Genomic DNA, 8,351 nt, shown 5'->3' with positions numbered 1-8,351 from the left:
GTCAGCAACTCGGCTGGCGTTCCCCAGAGGAGGCGCTCGACGCCCTCGAACACACCCTGCAGCAGGTGATCGCCGAGCAGGCCCGCGCCGATGTGCCCCTCGGTGCCTTTCTCTCCGGCGGCGTCGATTCCTCCCTGATCACCGCTTTACTGCAAGCCGGCAGCAGCCGGCAGGTGCGCAGCTTCACCATCGCCTTCCCCGATGCCGGCGGCGCAGATGCCGGCTTCAACGAGGCCCCCTTCGCCCGCGCCGTCGCCCAGCACCTCGGCACCGAGCACAGCGAGGTGGCCCTCACCGCCAGCGATGCCCGCGCCCTGATCCCGGCCCTGCCGCGGCTGTACAGCGAGCCCTTCGCCGATTCCTCCCAGCTGCCTACCCATCTGGTCTGCCGAGAAGCACGCCGCAGCGGCCTGACGGTGGCCCTCTCCGGCGATGGCGGGGATGAGCTGTTCGGCGGCTACAACCGCCATCGGCTGGCCCCGGCCCTGCAGCAGCGCTTTGGCTCGCTGCCACCCCTGGCCCGCCGAGTCCTGGCCCGCAGCCTCGAACAGCTACCGGTGTCTTCCCATGGTCTGGCCCGCGACAAACGTCGCAAGTTGGCCGCCGCCATCCGGGCCGCCGGTTCGCTGCAGCAGCTTTACAGCTCCCTCACCAGCATTTGGGCCGCTCCTGCCGCCCTGCTGCAGCCGCAGTGGTTGGCATCTACTGGAAATGGCCCAGGGGTGGCCCTGCCCGCTGCCCCCACTGCCGCCGAGCAGCTGATGCTCGCCGATGCCCGCACCTACCTCCCAGCCGACATCCTGGTGAAACTCGATCGGGCCGCCATGGCGGTGGGCCTGGAAACCCGCGCTCCCTTCCTCGACCACCGTGTGGCCGCCGTCGCCTGGCGTCTCCCGCTGGCCATGAAGATCCGCCCCGGCGAGGGCAGTGCTGGCAGCAAGTGGGCCCTGCGCCAGCTGCTCTATCGCCATGTGCCAGCCGAGCTGATCGAGCGACCCAAGGCAGGCTTCGCCATACCGCTTGGCGCCTGGCTGCGCGGCCCCCTGCGCTGCTGGGCCGACGACCTGCTGGATCCCCAACTGATGCTCCATCAGGGCCACCTCAGGCCCGAACCCATTCAGCGCCTCTGGCGCGCCCACCAGCGCGGCGCCGACCACACCCCCCAGCTCTGGACCGTGCTGATATGGCAAGCCTGGTTGGTTCAATCGAGAAGCTGAGTTGATGTTTTTGCTGAGCAAGCTCCTGCCCCTGCTGGTGTTGCCCCTGGGGGTGGCGCTGCTGCTGCTGCTGTGGGGAGTGCTGCGCGGCGTCCGCTGGCCCGCTATCGCGGCCCTGGCTCTGCTGTGGATCATGGCGACGCCCCTGGTGGGCGAGGCGCTCTGGCGCTGGCTCGAGCGGCCCCACCAGCGCCAGAGCGCAGCCGTGGTGATCGCCGCTGCCAGGCCCCAGGCGGTGGTGGTGCTCGGTGGCGGCCGCCATGCCGCCCCAGGGCCAGCCCGCATCAGCGAGTGGATGGACGCCGACCGTTTCTTCGGCGGCCTGGAGGCCTATCAGCAGCTGCGCCACCAGGGCCAGCGACCGCGCCTGATTTTCACCGGCGGCTGGTGGCCAACCCAGCCCCACTTGCCGCCGGAAGGGGAGGTGTTGCGCCAACGGGCCCTGGCCCTCGGTCTGCCCGCCGCCGATCTGGCCAGCACCGGCCGGGTGCGCAACACCGCCGAGGAAGCCCGGGTGGTGGCCGCCACGCTGCCGCCAGGGAGCACCTTGGTGCTGGTGACCTCCGCATTTCACATGGCCCGTGCCCGCCGCCTGTTCGAACGCCAGGGCCTGCGGGTGCTGCCCTTCCCGGTGGACTTCCAGGCCCGCGGCACCTGGGCCGGCCACCCCCTGCTTGATCCCCTCCAATGGATCCCCTCGGCCGATGGCTTGCAGCACAGCAGCCGTGCCCTGAGGGAAGTGATCGGCCGCAGCCTCTACAGGGCCTGGTGAGAACCCAACCAATCCCCCATTATCAAGCCGCGAATTATGCGCAAAACGCATAGCCATCGGAATGAGCCCAGCAGCATGGGTCTTAATACTGCTGTTAGCTAAATCTTAGGCTGTAAAAATCCTAATGGCCTGCCCTCAAGATTTGCTTGCTTTTGTACAGCTGTGCGATCGCAGCCCTGAGCTTCAGGGGCGCGTAAGCCGCTGCGAGCAGCCCGACCAGCTACTGGAGTTGATCAGCAGCGAAGGCCTGGAGATATCGCTCAATGAGCTGATGGCCTACAGCGGCGAATTAAATAGGGCTTACTGGCCCTGGATCACCCCGCTGGGCCGCAGTTGCCGCAGCGCCTTTTTCAGCCAGCAGCCCTGATCCGGCAATAGAGCCTGCCTGACGGGAGGAGCCGCCACAAGGTCCAGTTTGAGCTCCGGCGCGCCAGTACCAGCCTGGAAAATCAACAAATCTGCCTTAAGATCCCCATATCTGAATGTTCTAGGCAAACAAAATGTTTTTAAAAGCTATCTTCCGAAATACCTTCAAGAGCATCTTCCCAACCACCCTGCTTGCCCTCGCCGCCTTGCCGTTGGCGGCCGGGGCCGCCGAACCGGTGGATTCCGAGCGGCTGCGCCGGGAGCTGCTGATCCCGCCGGTGCGGATTGGGGCCGAATACAGCGCCCCCTCCCTCCAGCCAGGCGTACCCTCTGCCTTTATCGCCAACTGGGGCGACTACTTCATCGGGGTCAGCGGAGCCACCGAGGGCCGCCAGCGCGACAACGTCGATGGCTCCGTCAACATGGGTGTGGGCCTGGGGGATGCCTACAAGGCCGTAGCCCTGGAACTCGACCTCAACATCGCCAGCATCAACAACTTCGGCGCCAACGGCACCTTTGACGCCAAGTTGGCCCGGGTGCTGGTCAACCGCAGCAATTTCCGCCTGGCGGCCTCCGTGGGTGTGGTGAACATCGCCGAGTGGGGCGATGACCCCAAGGCCGACACCAACCCCTACGGCGTGGCCACGGTCGCCTGGCCCCTGCAGCCCAACAACCCCAAGTTCAAGCAAACCCTCCAGATCAGCGTCGGCGGCGGCGGCGAAACCTTCGCCTTTGAAGAGGAAAACGTCGGTATGTTCGGCTCCATTGGCCTGGAGCTACTGCCCAACCTCGGCATCTCGGGTGGCTGGAGTGGCCGCGGCGCCAATGCGGGCATCTCCCTGGTGCCGTTCAAACGCACGCCGCTGACGATCAACCTGGTGGCAGCCGACATCTTCGATCTCACCAGCAACGGCCCGGTCGGCGTGCTCTCAATCAGCTGGGGCAGCAATTTCCGCACAGCCCAATTCTAAAGAAGCCAGTCTAAGACAGCCCAGTTTTAGACAAGCCAGTTTTAAGTAATCCCCTTCGCAAACCTGCTCCCCGTAGCGCCCATCACCATGAAACGCCCTTTCCTGCTCCCCTTGCTCACCGCTTCCAGCCTGCTGCTGGCCTCGCCTGTGCTGGCGGGGGGAGATGGCAGTGCCGGCGGTAATTCCGGCTTCAGCCCTGCTGGCGGCTCCGCCCTAACCTCGATCGGCACTTCCAGCTTCGACGCCGCTACCTCCGGCTCCCAGGTGGTGGTGCCCGTGACCACCTACGCGGCCGACCTTGCCCAGGCCCTGGTGACTGCCGGCCTGACTCAGGCCACTGCCGATGGGATCCAGGCCCTGCTCCTGAACCAAACCGTCAATGGCATCACGCCCCAGCAGGCTGCCGCAAACCTGACGAGCCAGCTTCAAGCCGCTGGGGCCGGTGCTGCCCAGGCCCAAGCCCTAGTGGATGCCCTGGCCCAACTCGGCAGTTCACCTTCGCTGGCAAACCTGAAGTCGGCAGTTTCCGCCTTCAACGCCATGGTCACTTCAGCTGAAGGCGCTGCCCTCCAGTCGCTGGCAACGACAATCACCCCAATCCGGGCCTACCTGGTTACGGTGATCGAGAATGTACAAATTACCTCCTAGTTATCGATCCAGTGCATCAGTGAGCGACCCTTGGCCCGCAGGCCGGCCAGGGGTTCGCGCTTCGGTTTGGTAGGGGATTCCGCAGCCGGCAGCTGGGCATCGGTGTAGTGGCCATAGGGAATGCGGTAGTCATAGCTGCCATAGCTGCCATAGCCATAGCGCTTGCCGTAGCGGCCATAGCCATAGCTGCCATAGCCGTAGCGCCCATTGCCTGAGCCGCCACTGAAGCGGTTTTCCGCCTTGATGGAGTTGGTGACAATCCCCAGCAGGGGTGCGCCGGACGAGCGCATCCGGGAGATTGCTTCCTTGGGGAGGTCCCGATCCACGCGGTCAAGGGAAACCAGCAGGATCACTCCGTCGGCATGTTCAGCCACTAGGGCCGCATCGGCCAGACCCAGCACCGGCGGGGTGTCAAACAGAATCAGGTCAAATTGACCCGAGTCGCCCAGCTGCTCCACCAGGTGCCTCATCCGTTCTGAACTGAGCAGGCGGGTGGGATCTGGCGGTCGGCGACCGGCCGGAATCACCATCCAGTTGTCATGGCCCTCAACTGGAATCACCACCTCCTGCCAGTTGAGATCTTCGGTGAGCAGGTTGGAAAGGCCAACCAGGTTGTTTAGACCCAGACGGAAGTGGATCTGGGGCTTGCGCAGGTCGGCGTCGATCAACAGCACCCGCTGGCCCATTTCCGAGAGGGTTTTGGCCAGCAGCACATTCACCAGGCTCTTGCCTTCGGCGGGCAGTGAACTGGTGAGGGCGATCGTGTGCAGATTCCGATCGGTGTTTAGGAAACGCAGGGAGGTGAACAGGTTGCGAAATGCCTCTTGATAGAAAAACCGCTGGTATCCGGTAACGCCACCGGCTTGTCCGGGGCCACTGCTGGTTTCGCTGATGGTTGGGCCGATATCGAGCTCCTGGAGCAGGAAGCGGCTGTTTTCGCGCACCCCCTTGAAAAAGGAAACGTGGGGGATGTGGCCCAGCAATGGCTCGCCCAATTCATCGCGGGCCTCGCCCGGGCTGCGGAAGCCGTGATCGAGCCGATCGCGCAGCAGGGCAGCACCCACACCGGCCGCCGCCCCAAATAGCAGGGCCCTGAGCAGACCATCACGCAGCTTGGGCTCCACTGGAGAAGCCTGCACCCGTGGGGGCGAGATCATGGCCCAGGGCGCGGTGTTCTGGGCGCGCTCTAGGCGGAAGTTGGTGCGGGTGGAAAGAAAGTTGGAAAGGTTCTGCTGGGCCAGAACCAGCTGCTGCTGGATCTGTTCGTACTCCTTAATTAGGGGAGGTTGCTTGAGAAACTGACGATCCACCAAGCTGCGCTGGCCCCGCAGGGTGGCAAGCCGGTTGGCATTGAGCTGCAGGGCCGTATCCAGGGCCTCGAGCTGGTTGCTGCGCAGCTGGCCGGCCAGGCGGGTGCTCAGGGCCGAAAGGCTCTGCACCCGAGGAGTATCGCTCCTGTAAGTAGAGCGGGCCTGGCTGAGCTGCTGCTCCACGCTCTGCAGCTGGGAGAGCAGGTCGCTGCTGGCTTGGGTGACGGTGACACCCCCATCACCGCCTACCCCAGTTGAACCACTGCCAGCTGAACCACCTCCTGCTGAACCACCGCCGGTGCTGAAACTGGAGGAGGTGAGCTTGCCGGCCACCACACCCAGGCGCAGTTTCTCGAGGCGACTGCGCTCAGCCTCGAGCTCACGCTGCTGCATTCCCATGCCGGCGGCCTCGGCCTTGAGGGCCACGGCCTCGGCCTCCGGAGCAATCAGGTTGTAGCGGCCGCGGAAATCTGCCAGCTTGCCCTGCAACTTGTTGACAGTGCTCTGCATCAGAGGCTCCTGCTCGTCAAGAAAATTCAACCCTTCGTTGAGCTGCTGCTGGCGCTGCTGCAGGGCAAAGTTGAGATAGGCCGCGCTCAGCGCGGCGAGGGCGGCACGAATCTCACTGGGGCGCTGCCCCATCAAGCTGACTACCAACACCCCCTGAGGTGAACTGGCACGGGAACCAGTGGCCTGGGTGATTTGCACCCCGTCCACTAGGCCGCCCGCCGCACCAAGCTGGCTGCGCAGTGGGTCAAGCACCATTGGGCTGCGCAGGGTTCCGATCAGCGTCGGATAGTCGATGGTCGTGCGATTGCGGGCCAGGTTTTCGATCACTCCTCCGCCGCCGCCGCCACCGCCACCGCCACCGCCGCCGGAGCCATTGGTGTTGGTGCTGATCGGATCGGTAACCAGCAGCTCGAAACTACCCTCGTAAACAGGCCAGAAAGCACGCTGTACCAGGGTGGTGGCAAAGGCCAGGCCAGCTACGCTTGCGGCCACTAGCAGGGCAAGCTTGCGGCGGCGGCGGATCGCCACCCAAATTTCAATCATATTGATACCCCCGCTCGGTTGCAGGGACCCAGCCACCCCCTGGCTCTGAACAAAGGCTCCTGGAGGCAACTGCACAATGGTTGCAGCGCCTGTGGGCACAAGGGAATTCGAGGGGGGCAGGCGGTCCAGGGTAATCACGCCTTATCGGTGAAAGGATCTTAGCAAAAACGCCATGTATTTCCACCATTGCCTGTCCCTGGCCAGACTCCCAGCGGAGGGGAGATCGGATCTTTACCCATTGGCCGCTTTTATCACCCATTGACAGCTCTGATCAATGCGCTGAACTGAGACCAGGAACTTTATAATTGCCAAATGATTGCCATCTCAGCCTTTCCAATCAGTTGGGTGCTCGTTCAAGACCTGGCCGTCGGCCCCGCGCCGGTGGCTGCCAGACATCTCAACAGGCTAGAGGCTGAAGGCATCACGGCGGTGCTCAGCCTCTGCTCCACCGAAGAGAAAGCCGCCCCTACAGACCTAGAGGAGCGCTTCCACTGCCGTCGCCTGGTGCTGCCAGACCATCGCAGCCAGGGCACCCTCAGCATTGGCCAACTGGAGCAGGCCCTGGAGCTATTGGCTGAGCTGCGCAGCCACGGGCCGGTGTTTGTCCACTGTGTGGCGGCTATCGAACGCTCGCCCCTAGTCTGCCTAGACTGGCTAATGCGAGAGCATGGTCTGAGCCGGCAGAACGCCCTCGACTACATGCTGCAAGTGCATCCGGGCACTAGCCCATCGGCCGCCCACTTGATGCTCCTATCTCAATTGAACCATGCCCTGCCGGCGGCACTGAAGATTGCCTGAGAAGTTCCATGAGAGTTGAGATTGCATGAAAGATATTTTCCAGCCATCATGGGCCAGACCCAACGGGTTACGGCTGCAGATAGCTGCGCTGCTGTGCCTGGCCCCAAATCCTTCCTCATAGATGACCGTGAGCAATTCCGCCTGCAAAACTGCCCTGATCACCGGCGTCGCCGGCCAGGACGGCTCCTACCTGGCCGAGTTGTTGCTGGAGAAGGGGTACAGCGTGCATGGCATCAAGCGCCGGGCCAGCAGCTTCAACACCCAGCGGATCGACCACCTCTATCAGGATCCCCACGAGACCGGCAGCGAGGGCCAGGCCCCCAAGCTGCAACTGCACTACGGCGACCTCACAGACAGCTCAAACCTGATCCGGATCATCCAGCAGGTGCAGCCCGATGAGATCTATAACCTCGGCGCCCAGAGCCATGTGGCCGTTTCCTTCGAGAGCCCCGAATACACGGCAGACTGCGACGCCCTCGGTCCGTTGCGCATCCTCGAAGCCGTAAGAATCCTCGGCCTCAGCTCCAAAACCCGCATCTACCAGGCCTCCACCTCCGAGCTCTACGGACTGGTCCAGGAGATCCCCCAGAAGGAAACCACCCCCTTCTATCCCCGCTCCCCCTACGGCGTGGCCAAGCTCTACGGCTACTGGATCACCGTCAACTACCGGGAGGCCTACGGCATGTATGCCTGCAACGGCATCCTCTTCAACCACGAATCCCCGCGCCGCGGTGAAACGTTTGTGACCCGCAAGATCACCCGCGGCCTGGCCCGCATTGATGCCGGGCTCGACGATTGCCTCTATATGGGCAACCTCGACTCCCTGCGGGACTGGGGCCACGCCCGCGACTATGTGGAGATGCAGTGGCGCATGCTCCAGCAGGAGGGGCCGCCGCAAGACTTCGTGATCGCCACCGGCCGGCAGGAAACGGTGCGCCGCTTCATCGAACTCACCGCCGAGCAGCTCGGCTGGGGGGGCATCGATTGGGAAGGGGAGGGAATCCAGGAGATCGGCCGCCGCTCTGGCAGCAGCGAGGTGGTGGTGCGCATCGACCCCCGCTACTTCCGCCCCGCCGAGGTGGAAACCCTGCTCGGGGATCCCACCCTGGCCCGCGAGAAGTTGGGCTGGGTTCCCACCACCACCCTTGAGGAGCTGGTGGCCGAAATGGTGGCAGCCGACAAGGAAGAAGCCAAAAAAGAAGCGATCCTGCGGCTC

At 64.0% G+C, this 8,351-nt stretch carries 8 protein-coding genes; 7 read left to right on the top strand and 1 reads right to left on the bottom strand.

The window, feature by feature from the left end:
* The 5 genes from KBZ15_RS13320 to KBZ15_RS13300 all read left to right on the top strand — a co-directional run.
* On the top strand, window positions 1-1,217 hold a 1,217-nt coding region (locus KBZ15_RS13320; protein ID WP_255015700.1), incomplete at its 5' end, for an asparagine synthetase B.
* Window positions 1,218-1,221: 4 nt separating this feature from the next.
* Window positions 1,222-1,989, top strand: a complete 768-nt coding sequence (locus KBZ15_RS13315) for a YdcF family protein (protein ID WP_255015699.1) — start codon at window positions 1,222-1,224, stop codon at window positions 1,987-1,989.
* A 142-nt stretch (window positions 1,990-2,131) separates the two neighbouring features.
* Window positions 2,132-2,356 carry a Nif11-like leader peptide family natural product precursor gene (locus KBZ15_RS13310; RefSeq protein ID WP_255015697.1) on the top strand — a complete coding sequence of 75 codons (225 nt, stop codon included), beginning with the start codon at window positions 2,132-2,134 and terminating at the stop codon, window positions 2,354-2,356.
* Window positions 2,357-2,489: 133 nt separating this feature from the next.
* Window positions 2,490-3,326 (top strand): hypothetical protein, encoded by an 837-nt coding sequence (locus KBZ15_RS13305; protein WP_255015695.1) that lies wholly within the window; start codon window positions 2,490-2,492, stop codon window positions 3,324-3,326.
* Window positions 3,327-3,413: 87 nt separating this feature from the next.
* Window positions 3,414-3,974 (top strand): hypothetical protein, encoded by a 561-nt coding sequence (locus KBZ15_RS13300; RefSeq protein WP_255015693.1) that lies wholly within the window; start codon window positions 3,414-3,416, stop codon window positions 3,972-3,974.
* Here the strand turns inward: KBZ15_RS13300 and KBZ15_RS13295 are convergent.
* Window positions 3,971-6,337 carry a polysaccharide biosynthesis tyrosine autokinase gene (locus tag KBZ15_RS13295; protein WP_255015691.1) on the bottom strand — a complete coding sequence of 789 codons (2,367 nt, stop codon included), beginning with the start codon at window positions 6,335-6,337 and terminating at the stop codon, window positions 3,971-3,973. The two genes, KBZ15_RS13300 and KBZ15_RS13295, sit on opposite strands and share 4 nt — an antisense overlap.
* Before the next feature lie 312 nt (window positions 6,338-6,649).
* Between KBZ15_RS13295 and KBZ15_RS13290 the strand changes: the two genes are divergently transcribed.
* Window positions 6,650-7,135, top strand: coding sequence for a dual specificity protein phosphatase (locus tag KBZ15_RS13290; protein WP_255015690.1), 486 nt, complete (start codon window positions 6,650-6,652; stop codon window positions 7,133-7,135).
* A gap of 121 nt (window positions 7,136-7,256) precedes the next feature.
* A partial coding sequence (gmd, locus tag KBZ15_RS13285) for a GDP-mannose 4,6-dehydratase (RefSeq protein ID WP_255015687.1) occupies window positions 7,257-8,351 on the top strand: 1,095 nt, incomplete at its 3' end.

It is taken from the genome of Cyanobium sp. BA20m-p-22 (assembly GCF_024346275.1).
GTDB lineage: Bacteria > Cyanobacteriota > Cyanobacteriia > PCC-6307 > Cyanobiaceae > Cyanobium_A.
The sequence above is the reverse complement of the archived record's forward strand: the minus strand, read 5'-3'. Positions and strand labels throughout refer to the sequence as shown.